At 55.2% G+C, this 21236-nt stretch carries 17 protein-coding genes; 4 read left to right on the top strand and 13 right to left on the bottom strand.

Features of this window, described 5'->3' with window-relative positions; translation table 11 throughout:
* Window positions 1–36: 36 nt before the first annotated feature.
* Window positions 37–789, top strand: a complete 753-nt coding sequence (locus F1379_RS07650; RefSeq protein WP_150268091.1) for an HAD family hydrolase — start codon at window positions 37–39, stop codon at window positions 787–789.
* Window positions 790–889: 100 nt separating this feature from the next.
* Here the strand turns inward: F1379_RS07650 and F1379_RS07645 are convergent, their stop codons facing one another.
* From F1379_RS07645 to pdhA, 9 genes are all read right to left on the bottom strand, one after another.
* Window positions 890–3148 carry a type IA DNA topoisomerase gene (locus F1379_RS07645; protein WP_150268089.1) on the bottom strand — a complete coding sequence of 753 codons (2259 nt, stop codon included), beginning with the start codon at window positions 3146–3148 and terminating at the stop codon, window positions 890–892.
* A 398-nt stretch (window positions 3149–3546) separates the two neighbouring features.
* Entirely contained in the window at window positions 3547–5253 is a 1707-nt protein-coding gene (locus F1379_RS07640; protein ID WP_150268087.1) for a proline--tRNA ligase, read from the bottom strand.
* Between the two features lie 463 nt (window positions 5254–5716).
* Window positions 5717–7204 carry a glutamate synthase subunit beta gene (locus F1379_RS07635; RefSeq protein ID WP_150268085.1) on the bottom strand — a complete coding sequence of 496 codons (1488 nt, stop codon included), beginning with the start codon at window positions 7202–7204 and terminating at the stop codon, window positions 5717–5719.
* Window positions 7205–7448: 244 nt separating this feature from the next.
* Window positions 7449–7940, bottom strand: a complete 492-nt coding sequence (locus F1379_RS07630) for a dihydrofolate reductase (protein WP_150268083.1) — start codon at window positions 7938–7940, stop codon at window positions 7449–7451.
* Window positions 7941–7978: 38 nt separating this feature from the next.
* Entirely contained in the window at window positions 7979–8773 is a 795-nt protein-coding gene (locus F1379_RS07625; protein WP_150268080.1) for a thymidylate synthase, read from the bottom strand.
* A 273-nt stretch (window positions 8774–9046) separates the two neighbouring features.
* Entirely contained in the window at window positions 9047–10459 is a 1413-nt protein-coding gene (gene lpdA, locus F1379_RS07620) for a dihydrolipoyl dehydrogenase (RefSeq protein ID WP_150268078.1), read from the bottom strand.
* A 3-nt stretch (window positions 10460–10462) separates the two neighbouring features.
* Window positions 10463–12115 carry a 2-oxo acid dehydrogenase subunit E2 gene (locus F1379_RS07615; protein WP_150268076.1) on the bottom strand — a complete coding sequence of 551 codons (1653 nt, stop codon included), beginning with the start codon at window positions 12113–12115 and terminating at the stop codon, window positions 10463–10465.
* Window positions 12116–12217: 102 nt separating this feature from the next.
* The gene (locus F1379_RS07610; protein ID WP_150268074.1) at window positions 12218–13195 is read right to left on the bottom strand and encodes an alpha-ketoacid dehydrogenase subunit beta; all 978 of its coding nucleotides are present in this window, start codon (window positions 13193–13195) and stop codon (window positions 12218–12220) included.
* A 14-nt stretch (window positions 13196–13209) separates the two neighbouring features.
* On the bottom strand, window positions 13210–14277 hold the full coding sequence (gene pdhA / locus F1379_RS07605) for a pyruvate dehydrogenase (acetyl-transferring) E1 component subunit alpha (RefSeq protein ID WP_150268072.1): 1068 nt from the start codon (window positions 14275–14277) through the stop codon (window positions 13210–13212).
* Window positions 14278–14556: 279 nt separating this feature from the next.
* Here pdhA and F1379_RS07600 point away from each other — a divergent pair, with 279 nt between their 5' ends.
* On the top strand, window positions 14557–15288 hold the full coding sequence (locus tag F1379_RS07600; protein WP_150268070.1) for an alpha/beta hydrolase: 732 nt from the start codon (window positions 14557–14559) through the stop codon (window positions 15286–15288).
* A 160-nt stretch (window positions 15289–15448) separates the two neighbouring features.
* On the opposite strand, the gene F1379_RS07595 is transcribed toward F1379_RS07600, so the two are convergent.
* A complete protein-coding gene (locus F1379_RS07595) occupies window positions 15449–15916 on the bottom strand; it encodes a low molecular weight protein-tyrosine-phosphatase (protein ID WP_150268142.1) in 468 nt (155 codons plus the stop codon).
* 169 nt (window positions 15917–16085) lie between these two features.
* Between F1379_RS07595 and F1379_RS07590 the strand changes: the two genes are divergently transcribed.
* Both F1379_RS07590 and F1379_RS07585 read left to right on the top strand, forming a co-directional pair.
* Complete coding sequence (locus F1379_RS07590) at window positions 16086–16727, top strand: thiamine diphosphokinase (protein ID WP_150268069.1); 642 nt, start codon at window positions 16086–16088, stop codon at window positions 16725–16727.
* A gap of 287 nt (window positions 16728–17014) precedes the next feature.
* Complete coding sequence (locus tag F1379_RS07585; RefSeq protein WP_150268066.1) at window positions 17015–17524, top strand: C40 family peptidase; 510 nt, start codon at window positions 17015–17017, stop codon at window positions 17522–17524.
* Window positions 17525–17567: 43 nt separating this feature from the next.
* Here the strand turns inward: F1379_RS07585 and F1379_RS07580 are convergent, their stop codons facing one another.
* From F1379_RS07580 to F1379_RS07570, 3 genes are all read right to left on the bottom strand, one after another.
* Window positions 17568–18299 carry a response regulator transcription factor gene (locus F1379_RS07580; RefSeq protein WP_150268064.1) on the bottom strand — a complete coding sequence of 244 codons (732 nt, stop codon included), beginning with the start codon at window positions 18297–18299 and terminating at the stop codon, window positions 17568–17570.
* Window positions 18300–18425: 126 nt separating this feature from the next.
* Complete coding sequence (locus tag F1379_RS07575) at window positions 18426–19496, bottom strand: ThiF family adenylyltransferase (RefSeq protein WP_150268062.1); 1071 nt, start codon at window positions 19494–19496, stop codon at window positions 18426–18428.
* 137 nt (window positions 19497–19633) lie between these two features.
* Window positions 19634–21127 (bottom strand): serine/threonine-protein kinase, encoded by a 1494-nt coding sequence (locus tag F1379_RS07570; RefSeq protein ID WP_162551095.1) that lies wholly within the window; start codon window positions 21125–21127, stop codon window positions 19634–19636.
* Window positions 21128–21236: the final 109 nt, after the last annotated feature.

Here is a 21236-nt window from a genome sequence, read left to right as displayed (position 1 = left end):
CCAAAGATCTGGATACAGAGATAAGGAGAGAACCCCATGACGATTCTGAAGCAGCAAATCATCTTTGATCTGGATGATACGCTTGTGCATTGCAATAAATATTTTGATCTGATTCTCGGGCAGTATTTCGAGCTGATGAGCGACTGGTTCGGCGGCGACGGCATTGTGACCGGCGATATCCGCACCAAGCAGGTGGAAATTGATGTGGAGACCGTCAACACCAGCGGCCTGGCCAGCGAGAATTTCCCAAAATCGCTGATCGCCACCTACCGCTATTTTGCCGCCAGATTTAACCGGCCCTCCGATCCCGAGAAGGAGCGTCAATTGATGAAGCTGGGGCTCAGCGTGTACGATCAGGAAATCGAAGCCTACCCCGGAATGGTGGAGACGCTGGATACCTTGAAGCAGGAAGGACATGACCTGTATCTGTATACCGGCGGGGACGATACGATTCAGCAGCGCAAGATCGAACAGATGAAGCTCGATATCTATTTTGATGACCGCATTTTTATCCGGCAGCACAAAAATGTGGAGTCGCTGGAGGACATCCTGCGCACCCACCGGTTTGAGCGCCCCCGTACCTGGATGATCGGAAACTCCCTGCGCACCGACGTGCTTCCGGCGGTTACGGCCGGCATCAACAGCATCTACCTGAAGCAGCAGAACGAATGGCTGTACAACCTGATTGAGCTGCAGCGCGAAATGCAGCAATCGGTGACGACGATTACCGGCATCACTGAAGTTCCGCCGGTAATCCGCAGACATGCGCAGCAGATAAGCCACGGCTGACAGCTGCCGTAGAGAGGCATCTTGCTCAATAAATAGAAGAGGATGCGTCCCCCGGGGACCGCATCCTCTTATTCTGTCTGAAGCCCTGACAGGCTTCGTATTATTCCACAGTCAATTGTCCGGTGTCCGGGTCAGCCAGCACCAGCTTCCCTTCCTGAACAGCTCCGTCTTCACCGGTAAATTTCAGCTTGCCTGTCTTGCCCTTCTCGATGATCGCCTTGACCTGGGCATCGGTGAGCATGCGGCCATGATTTTCCTTCCAGATGACAAACTTGCAGCCTTCCTTGTAATGGGAGCAGCCATAGCCCTTGCGTCCCATGAAGATCATGCCGCCGCAGCCGGGACGCGGGCACTGGCCGACAATCTTCGGCCCGCCCTCCTGGGCCTCGTCAGCCGGCTTACGGGTGCGGGGAGCCGCCTGCCCTTCAGGCTTGCGCGTACGCGCAGCAGGCTGGCTTGCAGCGCTCCGGGAGGCCCCTCCGCTCTTCCGGGTCTTGGCCGGCGGTGTCTCCGCTTCAAAAGAAGTCTTGGCGGCGCGCGACTGCCGGCGCACCTTGTCTACAATCATGGACGCAAACCGCTTCACATTCTCCATAAACTGCAGATCGGAAGCGGTGCCTCTGGCAATCTCATTCAGCCGCCGCTCCCACTGGCCGGTCATCTCCGGCGAAGTCAGCAGCTCGACGCCGGCGCCGCGGATCAGCTCGATGGCCGTGCGCCCTTTTTGCGTAATGACGATCTTCTTGCCCTGCATCTCGATGTAACCGACGTTCTTCAGCCGTTCAATGGTTGCCGCGCGGGTAGCCGGTGTTCCGAGGCCGGAATCCTTCATGACATCGCGAAGCTCCTCGTCCTCGATCTGCTTGCCGGCGCTCTCCATCGCTTTCAGCAGGGTCCCTTCCGTATAAGCCTTCGGAGGCTGGGTATCCTTCTCCTTGACGATGGCATCGGTGCACAGGACTGCTTCCTGGGCCGACACCGCGAAAGGCTCGTTGACCTCTACTTCTTCTTCTTCCTCGTCCTTGCCCCTCCCCTTGGAGGGCTTCTTGTCCTTCTTCTGATCTCCGTAAATGACCTTCCAGCCGAGACTCAGCAGCTCCTTGACCGTAGTTTTGAAGGTTTCCCCCTCTACTTCGGTCAGCACGGTATGTACCTTATATTCCGCCGCCGGATAGAACTGGGAGAGGAAACGCCGGACGATCAGGTCATACAGCTTGGCTTCATCGGCACTCAGCCCGGAGGCTTTGCGGGGGGTCGGCAGAATCGCGTGGTGGTCCTCGACCTTCGCCGGGTTGCAGACGAACTTATTCCCTTTATGCACCAGATTGCGGCTCGCGTTCTTCACCCACTCGTCGTACGACGTTCCCTGCAGCGAGGACAGCGTCTTATGCATTTCCGGAATATTCTGCTCATTCACGTAGTTAGAGTTCGTCCGCGGGTAGGAGATCACCTTGTGCTTCTCGTACAGCGCCTGGGCGATGTCGAGCGTTTTTTTGGCGGAAAAAGCAAATTTGCCGTTCGCTTCCCGCTGCAGCAGCGTCAAATCGTACAGCTTGTTCGGATACTCCTTCGTTTCCTTCACTTCATAGGAGCTGATGCGCCCCGGCTTACCTTTGACCTTGGCTGCGAGCGCGTCCGCTTTGGCCTGCTCGGTCATCCGTTCCCCCTGCCACATCCCTTTGTAGGCAAGCTCATTCTGGGTAAAATGGCCTTCGAGTTCAAAGAACTTCAGCGAGGAAAAGGCCTCAATCGTCTTCTGCCGGTCATAAATCAGCGCCAGCACCGGAGTCTGCACCCGGCCTACGGACAGCAGCACATTGTGCCTTGTGGTAAACGCCCGCGAGCCGTTCATCCCGATCAGCCAGTCCGCCTCGCTGCGCGCCTTGGCCGCTTTGGTCAGGTTCTCGTATTCGGTTCCGTCCTTCAGCTCCTGGAAGCCTTTGCGGATCGTCTCAGGGGTGAGGTCGGAGATCCACAGCCGTTTCACCGGCTGGCTTAGCCTCAAGTGCCGCTGGATAAGCGAAAAAATATGCTGCCCCTCGCGCCCGGCGTCGCAGGAATTTACCAGCAGATCACTCCGTTTGGCGAGCTCCGCAATCACCTTCAGCTGATCCAGCGTCCGGCTGTTGGGGACCAGCTTGAACTCTTCGGGAATAATCGGCAGATCGTTGATATTCCATCTCTTGTATCTATCGTCGTAGGCTTCGGGTTCGGCCAAGCCGATCAAATGCCCGATTGCCCAGGTGATGATGTACTGCTCCCCTTCCAGGTAGGAACGGTGATTTTTGGCCTTCGGTTCTATTGCGGCGGCGATATTCCGCCCCATGTCCGGTTTTTCCGCAATAATGAGTGTCTTCAAAAAGAATCGCTCCTTGCCTTCTTTGTCAGTCTGATCAGCGCTCAGGAAGTAACGGCTATACCGTTCCGCCGCCACCGCGACTGTTCCTGCAAGAAATATAAGGCCATTACAGGTACGGCTTACAGGCACTTATTTTTCAAAAAATACGTCCAGTAGTCTATTATAGCATTTTTGCGGGCGTCTTTTTAAGAGGAAATAGTCATCCGGTACAAGCAACTAGGAGACCACTCAGACATTGCCGTGATATTCACAAATGCGGCAGCTACCGGCGTATTCAACAATGTCCAGGCAAGAAATTTCAGCGGCATCGCCGGTGCCGGAGACTTCTCCGGGTAAGCGGAATCCCCGGTCATTCGGCCGGGGACATGCTTTCTTATCCTTTACATATGTCCGGACTTCTACTGCGCCGCAATCCGGGCGAAGGCCTCGTCCAGACCGATCAGTTCCTTGTCGCCTCCGCGGCGGCTCTTCCATTCCACCTGCCGGCTTGCGGCAGCCTTGCCGACGGTTACTGTAACCGGAATTCCGATCAGCCCGGCATCCTTGAATTTGACGCCTGCCCGTTCGTCCCGGTCATCCAGAAGCACTGAGATCCCGGCGCGCGTAAGCCTGCCGTACAGTTCTTTGGCCAAAGCCGCTTGCTCCCCGTCCTTCGCCGACATTTGCAGAATATGCACCTGGTAAGGGGCAAGCGCCTCTGGCCAGATCAGTCCTTCCTCATCATGATTCTGCTCCGCTACGGCTCCCAGCAGCCGGGAAATGCCGATGCCGTAGCAGCCCATAATCAGCGGACGGCTGACGCCCGTAGCATCCAGGTAGCGGGCTCCCAGCTTCTCGCTGTATTTCGTACCCAGCTTGAAGATATGCCCGACTTCGATGCCCTGGTGGAACTCCAGCGCCGCCTTGCGGCACTGTGGACATGCTTCGCCTTCTGTAACGTTGCGGAAATCCCCTACATGCTCCAGGGCAAAATCTCTTCCCGGCACCACGCCGCGCAGATGATAATCCTTCGTTCCAGCCCCTGCGGTACCTTGTGGCATTGCGGCTACGGCCGCATCGACATACAGCGCCAGGTCCAGTCCCACCGGCCCGACAAACCCGCTCTCGACACCGGCCAGCTCCGCCACCGCACCGTGCTCGGCGAGCACCAGCTCGCTAATGCCGGTAGCCTTCTGCAGCTTGATTTCATTGACTTCATGGTCGCCGCGGACTAGGACGGCGATCGTCTGTCCGTCCCCGGTATACACCAGCGTCTTGATGATTTGCTCCGGCGCGATTCCAAACGAGCCGCGAAGCTCTTCAATCGTTCTCACCTCCGGTGTATGAAACCGTTCAAGAGCTGCCAGTGCCGCAGAGCTGCCTTTATGCGGGCCGGCTTCCGGAGCAGCCGCTTCTGCCTGCTCCAGATTGGCGGCATAATCGCAAGCCGGGCAGACGGCGATGGTATCCTCGCCGATGCCGGCGACAGCCATAAATTCATGGCTGCCCCCTTCTCCGCCGATCGCTCCGGAATCGGCATGCACCGCCCGGTAGTTCAGACCGGAGCGATCCAAGATGCGCCGGTACGCCTCGAACATCTTCGTGTATGAGGCATCGAGCCCCTCCTGGTCCGTGTCGAACGAATAGGCGTCCTTCATCAGAAACTCACGGCCGCGCAGCAGGCCGGAGCGGGGACGCCTCTCATCGCGGAACTTGGTCTGGATCTGGAACAGCGTCACCGGCAGCCGGCGGTAGGTGCTGATCTCCCCTCGTACCAGAGTCGTAATAACTTCTTCATGGGTTGGCCCCAGCACGAATTCCCGTTCATGCCGGTCATTCAGCTTGATCAGCTCCTTGCCGTACACCTCGTAGCGTTCCGACTCTCTCCATAGCTCGGCAGGCTGCATGGAGGGCAGCAGCAGCTCCTGGGCTCCGGCGGCCTCCATCTCCTCCCGTACGATGGTCTCAAGGTTGCGCAGGACCCGCTGACCGAGCGGCAGTAACGTATAGATTCCCGCCGCCAGCTGGCGGATGTACCCGGCGCGCAGCAGCAGCCGGTGACCGGCTGTCTCCGCTTCGGCTGGTGCTTCACGCAGGGTTGTGGCAAACAATTGGCTTTGACGCATAGTTTCTCATCCTCTCTCCTGGTTCCTATGTAATATCTGTTTCGGGGACCACCTGGCACGCCGAAACGCAAAAAAGACACATCCGTCAGGGACGAATGTATCGTGGTACCACCCTAATTCAACTGCCCGGAGCTAAGGCGCCTGGCAGTCCTTCTTCCGGATAACGGCCGGCACCGGCGGCAGCTCCGGCAATCATGGCCGCAGTACCGCAGCTTCCCAAGGCAGGGTATGCTTCTGTCGCTTGCGGAGGACCTTTCAGCCGGTGAGTCCTCTTTCTGTACAGGCGATGGAGTGAAGCATAGATCCTTGATCAACGCTGCTGTGCATATATTATTTAATAATCTAATGGATTCGCCGGCATCCGTCAAGGCATTTGCGGTAACGCGGTGCCGCAGCCTGCTCACGAAGAAACAGCCGCCATCCGGATTTCTCCGGCCAGCGGCTGTTGTCATTACAAAGGGTATTAGACCAGTACAGTTGAACCCATCAAATACTTGTCGACCTCGCGGGCGGCTTCGCGGCCTTCGTTGATCGCCCAAACGACCAGACTTTGTCCACGGCGCATATCGCCTGCAGCGAATACTTTGTCGACATTCGTATTGAACTTGCCATAACGCGCCTTCACGTTCGTACGGCGGTCCGTCTCCAGGCCGAGCTGCTGCACCAAGGTCTGCTCCGGCCCGTCAAAGCCGATCGCCACCAGGGCAAGCTGGGCAGGAAATACGCGCTCTGTGCCGGGAATCGGCTGATAAATCTTCCGGCCCGTCTCATCCACCATCCGGTGAATCTGCACGGTATGCACCTCTTGCAGATTGCCAGCTTCATCACCGACAAATTTGGTGGTCATGATAGAGAATTCGCGCGGGTCTTCCCCGAAGATCGCTTTTGCTTCCTCCTGGGCGTAATCGAGCGTGTACACGTTCGGGAATTGCGGCCATGGATTGGCAATCGGGTCACGGGTCAGAGGCGCCTTATCATGGGTGCCGAACTGGGTGATACTCTGGCAGCCGTGACGCAGCGCAGTAGCGACACAGTCTGAGCCGGTGTCTCCGCCGCCGAGCACCACTACATCCTTGCCGGCAGCCGATACATAGTTGCCGTCGGTAAGGCCTGAATCCAGATAGCTCTTAATGGTGCCGGTCAGGTAATCCATGGCATACATCACACCGTTCAGTCCGCTGCCTTCCACGTTGAACTCACGGGGCTTGGTCGCGCCGCCGCACAGCACAACCGCATCGAATTCATCGACGAGCTGCTGGGCAGCAATATCCTTGCCGATCTCGGTATTGGTCACAAAGGTAATGCCTTCCGCAGCCAGCAGATCCACACGCCGCTGTACAACGCTCTTATCCAGCTTCATCGTCGGAATGCCGTAGGTCAGCAGTCCGCCGATTCTGTCGCTGCGTTCGTACACGGTAACAGTATGTCCGGCCTTGTTCAACTGGGCCGCGGCAGCAAGACCGGCCGGGCCGGAGCCGACAACGGCAACCTTCTTGCCGGTCCGCTTCTCCGGCGGATTAGGCACAATCCAGCCCTCTTCGAAGCCCTTGTTCACAATCGCCAGTTCAATCGTCTTGATGGTCACCGGCTGGCCGATCAGCCCGACGGTACATGAGCCTTCGCAGGGCGCCGGACAGATGCTGCCAGTGAATTCAGGGAAATTATTGGTCTTGTGCAGGCGTTCCAGCGCTTCCCGCCACAAGCCGCGGTAGACGAGATTGTTCCATTCCGGGATCAGATTATGCACCGGACAACCCGAAGTGCCTCCCGCCATGTCGATACCCGTGTGGCAATATGGGGTTCCGCAATCCATGCAGCGTGCACCCTGTGTCCGAAGCTCGTCCTCGGATAAATGATGATGAAATTCTTCCCAGTCTCTCACGCGCTGCTCGGGATCGCGGTCTCCTGGGAGCTGGCGCTTATACTCCATAAATCCAGTAGGTGTCGACATTTCTACGTTTCCCCCATCCGTTCTCTTCTTGTTGATGTATAGTACATTGTATCATAAGGCGGCGATATTATCTCTGTTCAGCACGAGTGAAGTAGCTGCACCTGCCTATACTATCTTCAACTTTAGCATTCCTAATTTTAATTATAGTAGCATCCAATACTTTTGCACAGTAATGGATTAATCTGCTGATTATTTGTACTATTTAACATGTTGTGTTAGAGAAAACGTGAAAATTTAGATAATCTTAGCCCAAACGTTCATAAACATAGAACCGGTAATCATGCGGATTCTGCTCATCCCGGATCCCCGGCGTATTCGAGACTTCCCGCCACTGGCTCCAGTCGACCTCCGGGAAGACGGTATCTCCCGGAAAATCCTCCTCAATCCGGGTAACGAGCAGCTTGTCGGCGTATGGCAGCATCATTTTATAGATCTCGGCCCCGCCGATCACCATAAGCTCATCGCCTCTGCGGGCTTCCTCCAGCGCTTCCTCCAGCGTATGGATCACCTGTGCCCCTTCCGCCGCAAAGCTGCGGTCCCGCGTAATGACAACGCTCGTCCGGCCTCTCAGCGGCTTGCCGCCCAGCGAGTCCCAGGTTTTGCGGCCCATGAGCATCCGCTTGCCCAGCGTCTCGCTCTTGAAATAGTCGAAATCCCTGGGAAGATGCCAGGGCATATCATTATCCCTGCCGATCACGCCGTTTCGGGCCATCGCCCAGATCATGCTAATGCTCATCCTTCATCCACTCCTTCACAGGATATCCCGTACGGGATTTATATGGCTACCGGCGCTTTAATGCCCGGATGATGCTCATAGCCTTCGAATTCAAAATCCTCAAAGGTATAATCGAAGATGCTATCCGGCTTCCGGCGGATCTTCAGCTGCGGCAGCGGATACGGCTCCCGGGCCAGCTGCGTGGCCACCTGTTCCAGATGATTTGTATAAATGTGCACATCGCCGCCGGACCAAATGAATTCACCCGGCTCCAGACCCGTCTGCTGGGCTACCATATGTGTCAGCAGTGCATAGCTGGCAATGTTAAACGGTAAACCGAGGAAGGTGTCCACCGAGCGCATGGTCAGCATGCAGGACAGCTTGCCGTCCGCCACATAGAACTGGAACACGAAATGGCATGGCGGCAGCTTCATCTGCTCAATCTCTCCCACATTCCAGGCACTGACTATATGACGGCGTGAGTCCGGATTGTTTCTGATGGACTCAATCACTCCGGCAATCTGGTCGATATGGCGTCCGTCGGCGCTTTCCCAGGCCCGCCATTGCGAGCCGTACACCGGACCCAGCTCTCCGTTCTCATCGGCCCACTCATCCCAGATGGAGACCCCGTTTTCCTTCAAATAAGCAATATTGGTCTCGCCTTTTAAGAACCACAGCAGCTCATGCACCACCGATTTCAAGTGAATCCGCTTGGTGGTCACCAGCGGAAAGCCCTCCGCCAGATCAAAGCGCAGCTGACGCCCGAATACCGAGATCGTGCCGGTACCGGTCCGGTCGCCCTTAGGCGTACCATGGTCCAAGATATCCTGAAGTAAATCCAAATAATTACGCAAGCTTCTCCGCGCTCCTCTCACATTTGTCATCTTCCAGTTTACCATGACCTGACCTGGCTTGTAACTTGCAAAGAGCAGGAAATACTGACTAAGAGCGATAATAGTCTAACGTTCTACAGTCTGACAGCCCGCCAGTCATGCCTTGATCTGTTCCGTTAACGCCGTAAGCGGCAGCGATTCATCGAGTCGCCAGGAATAAAAAAGAGACGCCCCCAGCCATATAATGGCCGGAAAGCGTCCCTTGATCAAGCCCGCAGAATGCGGATTAGGTTATTATTTCACAACGTGGATCGGATGGCCTTCCACCAGCTCAGCGGCTTCCATGACGATTTCGCCAAGGGTCGGATGCGCGTGGATGGTCAGCGCGATATCTTCAAGCGTAGCGCCCATTTCGATCGCGAGGCCAAGCTCGGCGATCAGGTTGGAAGCTTCCAGCCCGACGATCTGCGCGCCAAGCACCAGATTGTTGTCGGCATTCGCCACAATCTTGATGAAGCCGTCCGGTGCGTTCAGGGATACAGCACGGCCGTTGCCCGCGAACGGGAACTTGCCGGCTTTTACCTTGAAGCCTTTGTCTTTGGCTTCCTTCTCGGTCAGGCCGACGCTGGAGCATTCCGGATCGGTGAATACCACAGCTGGAATTACTTTGTAATCCACGACCGACTTGTGGCCGGAGATGGCTTCAGCAGCGATCTTGCCTTCATAGGAGGCTTTGTGTGCCAGGGCCAGGCCCGGTACGATGTCGCCGATGGCATAGATGTTAGGAATGTTGGTGCGGCCCTGATGGTCAACCTTGATCAGACCGCGGTCGTCCAGTTCTACGCCGATCAGGTCCAGACCCAGTTCACCGTCAGTATTCGGACGACGTCCTACAGTTACGAGCAGGTAGTCGGCAGTTACTTCCTTGGACTCGCCGCCCACGGAATATTTCACTGTTACTTCCTTGTCGTTCTGTACGGCACTTTCGGCCTTCGCGTTGGTTACGATTTCGATGCCGGTCTTCGCCATGTTCTTGGATACCAGACGGGTCATATCCTTATCGAAGCCTGGCAGCACAGTGTCCATGCCTTCGATGATCGTAACTTTAGTTCCGAATTTGGAGTACATCTGGCCGAGCTCGGCACCGATGTAGCCGCCGCCGATAACGATCATGCTCTTCGGAATTTCCGGCAGATCCAGCGCTTCGGTCGAGGACAGAATACGTCCGCCGAACGGGAACGGCTTCAGCTCGATCGGACGGGAGCCGGTTGCGATGATGCAGTTATTGAATTTGTAGCGCGGGGATTCATGCTCATTGAACAGACGGGCTTCGTTTGTGCTGATGAACATGGCTTCGCCGCTGAATACTTCAATCTTATTGCCCTTCATCAGGCTCGTTACGCCGTTAGTCATTCTCTTGACAACGCCGTTCTTGAATTCCTGAGTCTTGGCCCAGTCCACCTTAACGTTCTCGGCAGTTACGCCGAACACTTCGCCGTGCTGTGCAGCTTCAAATTGATGAGCTGCCGAGATCAGCGCTTTGGATGGAATACAGCCGCGGTTAAGGCACACGCCGCCGAGTTCCGATTTATCCACGATCAGGACCTTCTGGCCGAGCTGGGCGGCACGAATTGCCGCCACATACCCGCCGGGACCTGCACCAATAACCAATGTGTCGATTTCGATTGAAGCGTCTCCGACTACCATGAATTACACCTCCATAACTAACATATCAGGATTTGCAAGCAGGGTCTTAATGTAGTTCATAAAGTTCTGAGCGGTTGCACCGTCAATGATACGGTGGTCAAAGCTCAGGGACAGAGCCATTACAGGCGCCGATACAATTTCACCGTTCTTAACGACCGGCTTCTCGGTGATGCGTCCTGTACCAAGGATCGCCACTTCAGGGAAGTTGATGATCGGTGTGAAGAACATACCGCCCGCGGAGCCGATGTTGCTGATGGAGATCGTGCTGCCCTTCATTTCATTGGCAGACAGCTTGCCTTCGCGTCCGCGCACAGCAAGGTCGGTAATGGCGCTGGCGATCATCCAGATGCTCTTGCGGTCAGCATCCTTGATAACCGGAACGATCAGACCGTTGTCGGTGTCTGTGGCGATACCGATGTTGTAGTATTTCTTGTAGACAATTTCATTGGCTTCTTCGTCGATCATGGCATTGAGCGCCGGGAATTGACGGGAAGCTGCCACCAGGGCCTTAACGATGAATGGCAGATAAGTAACCTTAACGCCCTTCTTCTCGGCTACAGGCTTCATGCGGGCACGGAAGGCTACCAGCTCAGTTACGTCCACTTCGTCCATGATCGTAACATGAGGTGCGGTATAGGCCGATTTAACCATCGCATTGGAGATTGCTTTGCGGATACCCTTGAATGGTACGCGTTCTTCTTCCAAGCTTACATTGCCAGCCGCAGCTGGTGCTGCTTCTTTCTTGGCCTTAGGAGCTTCCGCTGCAGCCGCTGGTGCTGCGGAAGGAGCTGCTGCTGCAGGAGCTGCCGCCGGAGCGGATGCGCCGCCCTTCAAGAAGGCTTCCACATCTTCACGGCTGATTTTGCCGTTCTTGCCGGAGCCGTTCACCTTGGAGATATCTACATTATTGTCGCGGGCAAATTTGCGCACGCTTGGGGTTGCCAGCACATCGCGGTCCGGAGCTGGAACTGCAGCGGCTGCAGTGACTGCGCCGCCCTTGGCTGCATCAGCCTCTTGAGCCGCAGCCTGTGCAGGTGCCGAAGCGCCTTCCTGATGCGGAACTTCACCTTCGGCAGCGATAATTGCCACAACTTCGCCTACATGGCAGACCTGGCCGTCTTTGGCGAAGACTTCAAGCACGGTGCCGTTAACCGGGCAAGGCACTTCCACTACCGCCTTGTCGTTCTGCACTTCCATGATGATGTCGTCGTCGGTTACTTTGTCGCCGGGTTTGATATGCATCTTGATAATTTCGCCTTCATGCAGACCTTCGCCCAGCTCAGGGAATGTATACTGGAAATTGGCCGAGCTTGCACTAGCAGGAGAAGACGTGGTGTCTGCGCTGCCTTTGGCTGCATCTGCTTCCTGGGCGCTTTGGTCAGCGGCATGTCCGCCTTCCTGCTCAGGAACGTCGCCTTCAGCATCGATGATGGCTACAACTTCACCAACGCGGCAAACCTGACCATCCTTCGTGAACACTTCCAGCACAGTGCCGTTGACCGGACAAGGCACTTCCACTACCGCCTTATCGTTCTGCACTTCCATAATAATATCGTCATCGGTTACTTTGTCGCCGGCTTTGATATGCATTTTGATAATTTCGCCTTCATGCAGACCTTCGCCCAGCTCAGGGAACCGGTACTCAAATTTAGCCACCTTGATAACCTCCTAAAAGTTTATGTGCGCAGCGCCTCCGGAGAAGCTTCTTGCGAAACCGCCGGAAGCCTGCGCGTGCTTTGGTTAGGGAATAAGCCTATATTAGAATTCCAGCACTTTCTTCACAGCTGCAATGACACGTGCAGGCGTCGGAATCCAGGAATCCTCGATTTGAGCGAACGGATAAACGGTGTCCGGACCGGCTACGCGCAGCACAGGCGCTTCCAGGTGGAGAATGGCTTTCTCGTTGATCTGCGCGATAACCTCGGCGGCTACGCCGGAGCTCTTCTGCGCTTCCTGCACCACGATGGCGCGGTTGGTCTTCTTGATCGAAGCAACAATGGTGTCGATATCAATCGGGCTTACCGTCCGCAGGTCGATAATTTCGGCCTTGATGCCTTCCTTCTCCAGCTGCTCGGCTGCCTTGGTAGAGGTGTGTACCATCAGGCCGTAAGTAACGATCGTTACATCGGAGCCTTCACGTACCACGTTTGCTTTGCCAAGCTCAACGGTATATTCACCTTCAGGAACCTCTGTACGGAATGCATGGTACAGATTCAAATGCTCCATGAAGAATACCGGATCGTTGTCGCGGATCGAAGCGATCATAAGACCCTTCGCATCATACGGGTTGGATGGAATAACCACTTTGATCCCCGGGCTTTGGGCAATCAGGCCTTCAAGGGAATCGGTATGCAGCTCGGCTGCCTTAACGCCGCCGCCGAATGGTGTCCGGAAAACAACAGGTGCGTTGTATTTGCCGCCGGAACGGTAGCGCAGACGCGCAGCCTGAATCACGATTTGGTCAAGAGCTTCAAAGATGAAGCCGATGAACTGGATTTCTGCGATCGGACGGAAGCCTTGCACGCCCAGACCGAAGGCCAGGCCGCCGATGGCAGATTCCGCCAGCGGTGTATCAAATACGCGGTCTTCGCCGAATTCTTTCTGCAGCCCTTCCGTTACACGGAATACGCCGCCGACATTACCCACATCTTCACCGAAGATCAGAGTGTTAGGATCACGGTTCAATTCGACGCGCAGCGCGTCGCGGATTGCTTCTTTCATATTCATTTGTGCCATTGCCAAGTTCCCCCTTATTCAAAATCGGCTTTTTGCTCTTCCAGATGCTTCGGAGTCGACTCGAACATGCTGTCGATCAAACCCGAAATCGTCATTTTTTCCGTTTGCTCCGCTTTCTTGATCTGCTCGTTCACAGTCGCCTTAGCTTCTTCTCTTACGCGCTGTGTATCTTCATCGGTCCAAAGACCTTTCTTTTCCAGGTATTTAGCCAGACGGGCAATCGGGTCCTTCTCGTTCCATTGGCCCTCTTCCTCTTTAGTACGATACTTGGAGGCATCGTCGGAAAGGGAGTGAGGACGGAAACGGTAAGTCACAGCCTCGATCAGTGTAGCACCTTCGCCTTTACGGGCGCGTTCGGCAGCTTCCTGCACGGCGGAGATTACGGCGAACACGTCCATCCCGTCAACCTTGATCCCCGGAATTCCGACCGACACCGCTTTGTGCGCGATGGATTTGGCGGCTGTCTGCTTCGAGAACGGAGTGGTAATCGCATAGCCGTTATTTTGAACAAAGAAGATTACCGGCAATTTGAAGCGTCCGGCAAAGTTCATGCCTTCGTAGAAGTCGCCTTCGGAAGAGCCGCCGTCACCGGTGTAGGTGATCGCTACGTTCTGTTGCTTCTTCAATTTGAAGCCCATGGCAATCCCGGTAGCATGCAGGATCTGCGCGCCGATGATGATCTGCGGCATCAATACGTTGACGCCGTCCGGAATCTGTCCACCATGCTGATGTCCGCGGGAGTACAGGAAAGCCTGATATAATGGAAGTCCGTGCCATACCAGCTGCGGAATATCGCGGTAGCCCGGGCAGATAAAGTCTTCTTTCTGCAGTGCGAACTCACTGCCGATCATCGTCGCTTCCTGGCCGGATACCGGCGCGTAGAAGCCCAGACGTCCTTGGCGGCCAAGGTTAACGGCACGGTCGTCCCAAGTACGGGTAAATACCATACGGTACATGATTTCTTTCAGTTGATCATCGGTAAGTGCAGGCATCTTGTCCTTGTTGATCACTTCTCCATCGGAGGAAAGGACCGAAAGGGCCTCCACGTCCTCTGTATACACTTCATAAGGAACTTTAGTCATCATCTTCACCTCAATAAAAATATTTGAATATCAGTGGGCTCTGTTATAGAATTATTATACACCTGTTTTATACAATCCGTCAAAGAATTACGCATAAAATTTATGTTCTCAACATTTTTGTATGTATAACAGGTATTTAATTTATATATAACAGTTTATTGTTTTCGAAGCGAGTAAATGATATTTAACACATTGCCGCTGGCACTGCAACAATTCTCCGACGCTACAGAATACGCAAAAAGCAAAGCAAAATTCGACAAGAAAGGTGACGATTCAACAATGAGCGAACCTGTTTTTCTGAAACGGACCATTGTAAAGCAAACCATTTGGAGCGAGCATCTGCACGAGGAGCGCAAGCTGCGCATCTATCTCCCGCCGGGCTATAATGAAGCTTCATCTTATCCGGTGATCTACTGCCAGGACGGCGAGGAATTCTTCAACTTCGGGCGGATCGCCACCATCGCCGGCCAGCTGATTGCCGAGCATGGTATCGAACCCTTCATTATAGTGGGCGTCGAAGTTAATGTCGCTGTGCGGACGGAAGAGTATGCTCCCTTCGGCAGCCGCTTCAAGCAGTACCTTGCATGCTTTGCCGAAGAGATTATTCCCTATATTGAACACAATTATCCGGTCCGGCGCACCCCCGGTGAGCGGCTCATCGCCGGCGACTCGCTCGGCGGCAGTGTGTCCCTGCATATCGCACTGGCTTATCCCGGACTCTTCAGCCGGGTACTCAGCCTTTCCGGAGCCTATTACCCGCAATCCCGTGAGCTTATCGCCCGTGAGGACGATTTGTCCTGGCTCGACATCAACATGGTGGTCGGGCTGCAGGAAACCGAATACCAGACGGACACAGGCGTTTACGATTTCGTACAAATGAACCGCGAGACCAGAGATTTGCTGGAAAGCCGCGGAGCGTCCGTAGACTACCGGGAGAAAGACGGCAAACATCTCTGGGGATTTTGGCAAAAAGAGCTCCCGGAATCATTACTCTATTTTTTTGACCGTTGAAACATGACTTTCGGCCCAAAAAGTGAACAAAGTTAGAACAAAGCTCCAACTGCACGCTGATTGCGCTTTCATTACGACAGATTGCCTATCCGGCTTCGAACATCCGGGATGGTTCCGGACAGGAGCCGGGTAAGCAGCATTTCCTCTCAGTCATCTTCTGCTATTCCAGATGCTCACGGATTATCCGCTCCAGCAATACATCGCATCCGGCATTAACAAGTTCATATACCTGCTCGAAATTACCGGTAAAATAAGGGTCCGGTACCTCGCGCAGCTCTTCATCCGGCAACAGATCCATGAAAAAGAGCAGCTCCGCCTCTTCCCCGCCCTGTACCTTCCGGACATTGGCCCCGTTGGACTGGTCCATGCAAATTATGTAGTCGAACTGCATGAAATCGCTGCTTCTCACCATTCTGGCAGCCATATTCTCATAGCTGATTCCGCTTGCGTCCAGAATACGACGGGTCCCTTCATGGGGAGCCTTGCCGATATGCCAGTCGCCTGTACCTGCAGAATCTACCGTAATCTGCTGCTCAAGACCTTTCTCGGCGATCTTGTGGCGCAGCACCGCCTCTGCCATCGGAGAGCGGCAAATATTGCCCAGACAGACAAACAATACACTGACGATCAATCTCACCTCCAGCGGTTGCTTATTCAGTATGAATTCGAGCAGTACGTTTCCTCTAGGGAACGTACTATATTTATTTTAGCGTCCACAGCCGGATTGTACAACTTTTCGATAAAGATTATACTGGTCTGGATGACAAAAGACACAGATAAATAAGGAGGAACGCTTCATGCCTGCAGGACGCGTTGTGATTGTTGCCGGTGGCAGTCTGACACAGGATCTGCTTCAGTATATAGATGAAGAAGATTTTATTATCGGTGCCGACCGGGGAGCCCTGTTCCTGATCTCCCACGGAATTACACCGGATTTGGCGGTAGGCGACTTCGACTCCATCCCGCCCGATGCACTGGATCTGATCCGGGAGGGCAGCCGGGAAATGCTGGCCTGCGATCCCGTCGACAAGGATCTGACCGACAGCGAGCTGGCCCTTGACCTCGCTCTGGACAGACAGCCGGAATCCATACTGATGGCCGGAGTCACCGGAACGAGACTCGATCATACGCTGGCGAGCATCCAGATGATGACCCGTGCGCTGCAGCGGCAAGTCCATTGCGCTGCAATGGACTGCCACAATTATATTACGCTGACCGGGTCGACGGCCGTGGTGCCGGAACGGGGATATACATACGTATCTTTATTGCCATTGACGCCTGAGGTGACCGGTATCACCCTTGAAGGCTTCCAGTACCCGCTGGAGAATGCAACCCTGAAGCTGGGGCAGTCGCTGGCGGTCAGCAACCGGCTCGCAGAGCCTCAGGGCACAGTCAAGATTGAGAGCGGATTGCTGCTGATCATTCAGAGCAAGGATTAGCCCTTTTCGTCCCGGGCAAAACAACAGCTCTGTAACCTTTGATTCAAACGCAAAAAGCGTGGAATCCCCTTGTCCCACAAGGGTTTCCACGCTTTTTTGTTATGAAATTTAGGTTAAATATTAATATTTTGTAACTTTTAATAGAATTTTAATATAACGCTTCCAACTCAGTCACAGCGCGGGTTTGAGCTGTCCCAGCCATAATTTAGGGAATGAAATACCTGCTATACTACGAATCAGAGCAAGACAAAAGAAAGATAGATACAAACCTGGGAGGTATATACAACATGAACAAGCAACAATGGTTGAAGCAAGCAATCGTGGTCGGAATGTGCACTACGATCGGACTAGGCACGCTGATGGCGACCGGAGCCGGCACGGCACCCGTTGCTGCCGCATCTGTGAGCGCAACCTCTAAAGCATCCAGCATCGTTTCCTTCGGCAAAAAATATCTGGGAACACCATATAAATTCGGAGCATCGACTTCGACAACCAGAAATTTTGACTGCTCTTCCTTCACTAAATATATCTTCGCCAAATACGGCGTCAATCTGCCGCGTACTTCTGTGGCGCAATCGAAAGTTGGAACTGCAGTATCCAAAGCTAATCTGCGCGTAGGCGATCTGGTGTTCTTCTCCAGCGGCAGCAGAGCCAACGGCAAGAACGTTACCCATGTGGCTGTATACGCCGGAAACGGTAAAATTCTTCACACTTACGGTTCGCCCGGTGTAACTATCTCTGATCTGAACTCAGGAAACTGGAAACGGACTTATCTGAAGGCACGCCGCGTACTGTAGGCACTCTAGAGTAACAGCAGGCATTCTAATGCTGGTAGAGCGATCAGCATGTGGCGCCGCCCTGCGGCGCCCGCATTACATATCCGGTTCCCCGCACCGTATGAATTAACTTATTTCGGTGCCCTTTATCCACTTTGGCGCGGATATGTCTGATATAGACGTCCACTACATTGGTATCCGCATGAAAATGGTATCCCCAGACATGCTTAAGGATCTCCTCCCTGGGGCAGACCTGCTCCAGATGGGCTGCGAGATAGTACAGCAGATCGAACTCTTTAGGGGTCAGCGTCAGCTGAGTCCCGTCGCGGCTGCACAGCCGCCGCCCGGGATCCAGCAGCAGACCGTCCACCTTCAGCAGCGCTTCCTGACCGCGGCGGCGTCCTGTCAGCCTCAGCAGATTCAGTATTCTGCAGCGAAATTCACCGGTATGTACTGGCTTCGCCATATAGTCATTGCCACCCGCTTTAAACACCGCAACGGCTTCATCACCGCTATTCTTATTTCCGGACAGGACCATCACCGGATAAAAGCTTCCTTGCCCCCTGATTTCCGCAATCAGGTCCCAGCCTTCCCATGTGCTGATCTCCGTCAGCTCGGCGAGGAGCAATATCGGCGTCATGCCGGCCAGCAGCAAGCGCAGATCCTCGAGATCTGCGCTTGCTGCCGTCTGCAGGCCCAGCTCCTGCAGCGCTTCGTGCAGGGGACCATCGGCATCATCCGCCGCCCCGTTCTCCATCCTGCTCTCCGGCTTGTACCAAGCAATCACTTCGTTCATCTTCTCCGCCTCCCTCGCCTTAGCCGGCTCCCTTGAGGGGGATCACAAGCTGCCCATAGATTTCCCGTAAATGTAAACGGCCATTCCTGAGAATGGCCGTTCGCTCACACTGCCGGAGCTATGAGATTATCCAAAATAGCGGTGGTAGAAGCTGCGGGCCGCCGCGATGTCACTTGTCCCGTGAACCAAGGCCCGTCCGTCGGCAAAAATCACCATTCGCAGCGGCTCTTCGGTGAATGAGACCAGGTAGGGATTGCTCTCTACCTTGCCGGCGCTCAGACGGGAGAGACGAAGCGCCGTCTCCTGCAGATTCAGGCTCTGCCTCCGCGCAGGCCGGATCTGCACCGTATCCCGGCCGCACAGCACATCGCTGCGCTCCGTATTGGCCGCACTGAGATACGGATATACGGGATGGCTCCCGCAGGAGGGACAATCCGCCTTCTTCGCCGCCATCACGCCGATCTCCTGATGCTCGTTGCGCCAGACGTCGAAGCTCAGCAGCTTGCCTCGCAGCTGCTCGCGGCGGCCGCCGAGCAGCTTCAGCGCTTCAGCGGTCATATTGGCGGTCACCAGCTGCACTGCCTGCGGCAGAATGCCCGCCGTATCACAGGTATCGCCGCCGAGCGGAATGGTGCCGAGCAGGCAATTCAGGCACGGCGTCTCTCCCGGCAGAATCGTATAGGTGATGCCGTAGCTGCCCACGCAGGCCCCGTATATCCAGGGAATGCGGTGCTTCTGGGCGATATCGTTAATAATCAGCCTGGTGTCGAAATTATCCGTTCCGTCAAGGATCAGGTTCACACCGGGCAACAGGCTCTCCAGCTCTTCCGCCCGCACATCGGCGACATGGGCTTCAATTACAATTTCGGAATTGATGTCCGTCAATCTGTTCTTGGCAGCAGCCGCCTTCGGTAATCTTAAGCGGGCATCCTCCTCGCTATACAACTGCTGGCGCTGCAGATTGCTCCACTCCACATAATCCCGGTCCGCTATGATGATCCGCCCTACTCCACACCGCGTTAAGGTCTCGGCAATTCCTGTACCGAGCGCCCCCGCCCCGACTATCAAGACAGCGGAGCGGGCGAGGCCCGCCTGGCCTTCCGCTCCGAACGGACTGAACCGGACCTGGCGCGAGTACCGGCCATCTCCGGCTTGGACAGCAGCCCCATCCTTATCTTCTCTATGTACCTGACTCATCGTGTTAGTCGCCCCCTATGCTAAAAACCGGGGATGCGGCCAAGCCCGCTCTCCCCGGATCACTCTAAATTTACAATGATTTATTGTAGCATACGTAAGCGCTTGACCGGAATAGCGAATTGTCGCTTTCATGCCAGTTATAGGCGCCCGTTCGCCTTGGCAAACCGGGTCCGGCGGATGCCCGGTATACCGGTAAACAGCCGTCCCATTGCCTTCCCAAGAATACCGGAGCCGGTGAATGGATCGGCAGACGGCGGCACAGCGTATACCCCGGCCCTTGGCAGAGCTTCCTGCAGCAGCGACTCCGTCCTGCGGTCAGCCAGCGGAAGAGCGATCCGCAGACGGGAATCGGCCTGGATTCCGCTATGCTGCAGCCAGCGCAGCAGTTCCTCCAGTCTCCAGTCGGCGCCGGAAGCCACCAGTACCCGGACATCACAGGCGGCAAACTGCTGCAAAGCTTGTTCAGAGTTGCCGGTGCCCATATCCAATACTGTGAAAATATTCTGCTCGGATAAACCCGGCCCCCTGCCGTGCCCGGACAGGCAGGGCCAGAGCTCAACGCCCTTGCGGATCAGGCGCCCTCCCGCCGGAACCGATCCTTCCAGCAGACCGGCCATACGATTGTAGACAGTGCCTTCCGGATTCCATTCCAACCAAGATACAGAACCGCTGCGCGTCAGATAACGTGCGGCAGCAAACGAGGTGAATGTAGTACCAAGGCCGGGAGCAATCCCGAGTACACCGACAACAAAAGGCCGGTGTCCTGTTGCTACCGTCGAAGGCTGGTGACTGTTAATTTCCTCATGTAAGCCCCCTTTCGGGCTGGAGTTATGCGCACGAAGCCCATCCATCGCCATCTGTACTTCCCGGGCGGATTGATAGCGTTCCTCCGGATGATGCCGCAGCAGCTTGCGGATAACCGGTATAAGCCGAGACGGAAGCCTCCTGTCCAGCCTGGACTCCAGCCCCGGCTGCCAATGGCTCCATTTCCCTCCGGAGGCCATATACAGCATCAGAGCGCCAAGGCCGTATAAGTCCGTCGCCGGACCGCTTTGCCCGCTACCAAACTGCTCGGGTGCCGCAAAACCGACCGTTCCCAGCTTCACGGTATCTTCCTCACCCTCATGCTTGTAGCTGCGGGCAATGCCAAAATCAATCAGCATCAGGTGTCCGTCTCCGGTGAGCATGACATTCCCCGGCTTCAGGTCACGATAAATAACCGGGGGTCGACGGCAGTGCAGATAATCCAGAACCTCCAGCAGCGAGAACGCATGGCGGATGATCTCCTGTGCCGGCAGCGGACCGCCGCAAGACCTCGTATACTCCTCCAATGTAACGCCTTCAATGTAATCCATGACCAGGTAACAATACCCCGCCGTGTCCGGGGGATAAAAATCAGTAATCCGCGGCAGATGCGGATGGCTCAGGGCTATCAGCAGCTCAGCTTCTGCTTGCACATCTCCGGAGAGCTGCGGGTTGGCCACACTCTCCTTGATCGCCCAGTATTTACCCGGCAGCCGCAAATCCTCGGCTAAATAGACCCGGCTCATTCCGCCTGAGCCGATGAGCGAGATGATCCGGTACCTGTCCTGAAATAAGGAACCGGTTGTTAATTGGGTCGGGAACTTCATTATCATGTCCTCCAATACGCTAATTTGCCTGCACAAAAAAAGAAAGCCGCACGCAAGTTCTGGCAGCGCACCGGCGTTACGCCGGTGGCTGTCACTTGCGGGATGCTTT

It is taken from the genome of Paenibacillus tepidiphilus (assembly GCF_008635795.1).
In the GTDB taxonomy this organism is placed as follows: Bacteria; Bacillota; Bacilli; order Paenibacillales; family Paenibacillaceae; genus Paenibacillus_AQ; species Paenibacillus_AQ tepidiphilus.
The sequence above is the reverse complement of the archived record's forward strand: the minus strand, read 5'-3'. Positions and strand labels throughout refer to the sequence as shown.

Bases quoted from the DNA above. Each gene is read 5' to 3' on its own strand.
- F1379_RS07580 (WP_150268064.1), bottom strand. From the start codon at position 18,299: ATGAACGAAGTGATTGCTTGGTACAAGCCGGAGAGCAGGATGGAGAAC.
- F1379_RS07585 (WP_150268066.1), top strand. From the start codon at position 17,015: ATGAACAAGCAACAATGGTTGAAGCAAGCAATCGTGGTCGGAATGTGC.
- lpdA (WP_150268078.1), bottom strand. From the start codon at position 10,459: ATGGTAGTCGGAGACGCTTCAATCGAAATCGACACATTGGTTATTGGT.
- F1379_RS07635 (WP_150268085.1), bottom strand. From the start codon at position 7,204: ATGTCGACACCTACTGGATTTATGGAGTATAAGCGCCAGCTCCCAGGA.
- F1379_RS07640 (WP_150268087.1), bottom strand. From the start codon at position 5,253: ATGCGTCAAAGCCAATTGTTTGCCACAACCCTGCGTGAAGCACCAGCC.
- F1379_RS07650 (WP_150268091.1), top strand. From the start codon at position 37: ATGACGATTCTGAAGCAGCAAATCATCTTTGATCTGGATGATACGCTT.
- F1379_RS07590 (WP_150268069.1), top strand. From the start codon at position 16,086: ATGCCTGCAGGACGCGTTGTGATTGTTGCCGGTGGCAGTCTGACACAG.
- F1379_RS07600 (WP_150268070.1), top strand. From the start codon at position 14,557: ATGAGCGAACCTGTTTTTCTGAAACGGACCATTGTAAAGCAAACCATT.
- F1379_RS07610 (WP_150268074.1), bottom strand. From the start codon at position 13,195: ATGGCACAAATGAATATGAAAGAAGCAATCCGCGACGCGCTGCGCGTC.
- pdhA (WP_150268072.1), bottom strand. From the start codon at position 14,277: ATGACTAAAGTTCCTTATGAAGTGTATACAGAGGACGTGGAGGCCCTT.
- F1379_RS07575 (WP_150268062.1), bottom strand. From the start codon at position 19,496: ATGAGTCAGGTACATAGAGAAGATAAGGATGGGGCTGCTGTCCAAGCC.
- F1379_RS07570 (WP_162551095.1), bottom strand. From the start codon at position 21,127: ATGAAGTTCCCGACCCAATTAACAACCGGTTCCTTATTTCAGGACAGG.
- F1379_RS07630 (WP_150268083.1), bottom strand. From the start codon at position 7,940: ATGAGCATTAGCATGATCTGGGCGATGGCCCGAAACGGCGTGATCGGC.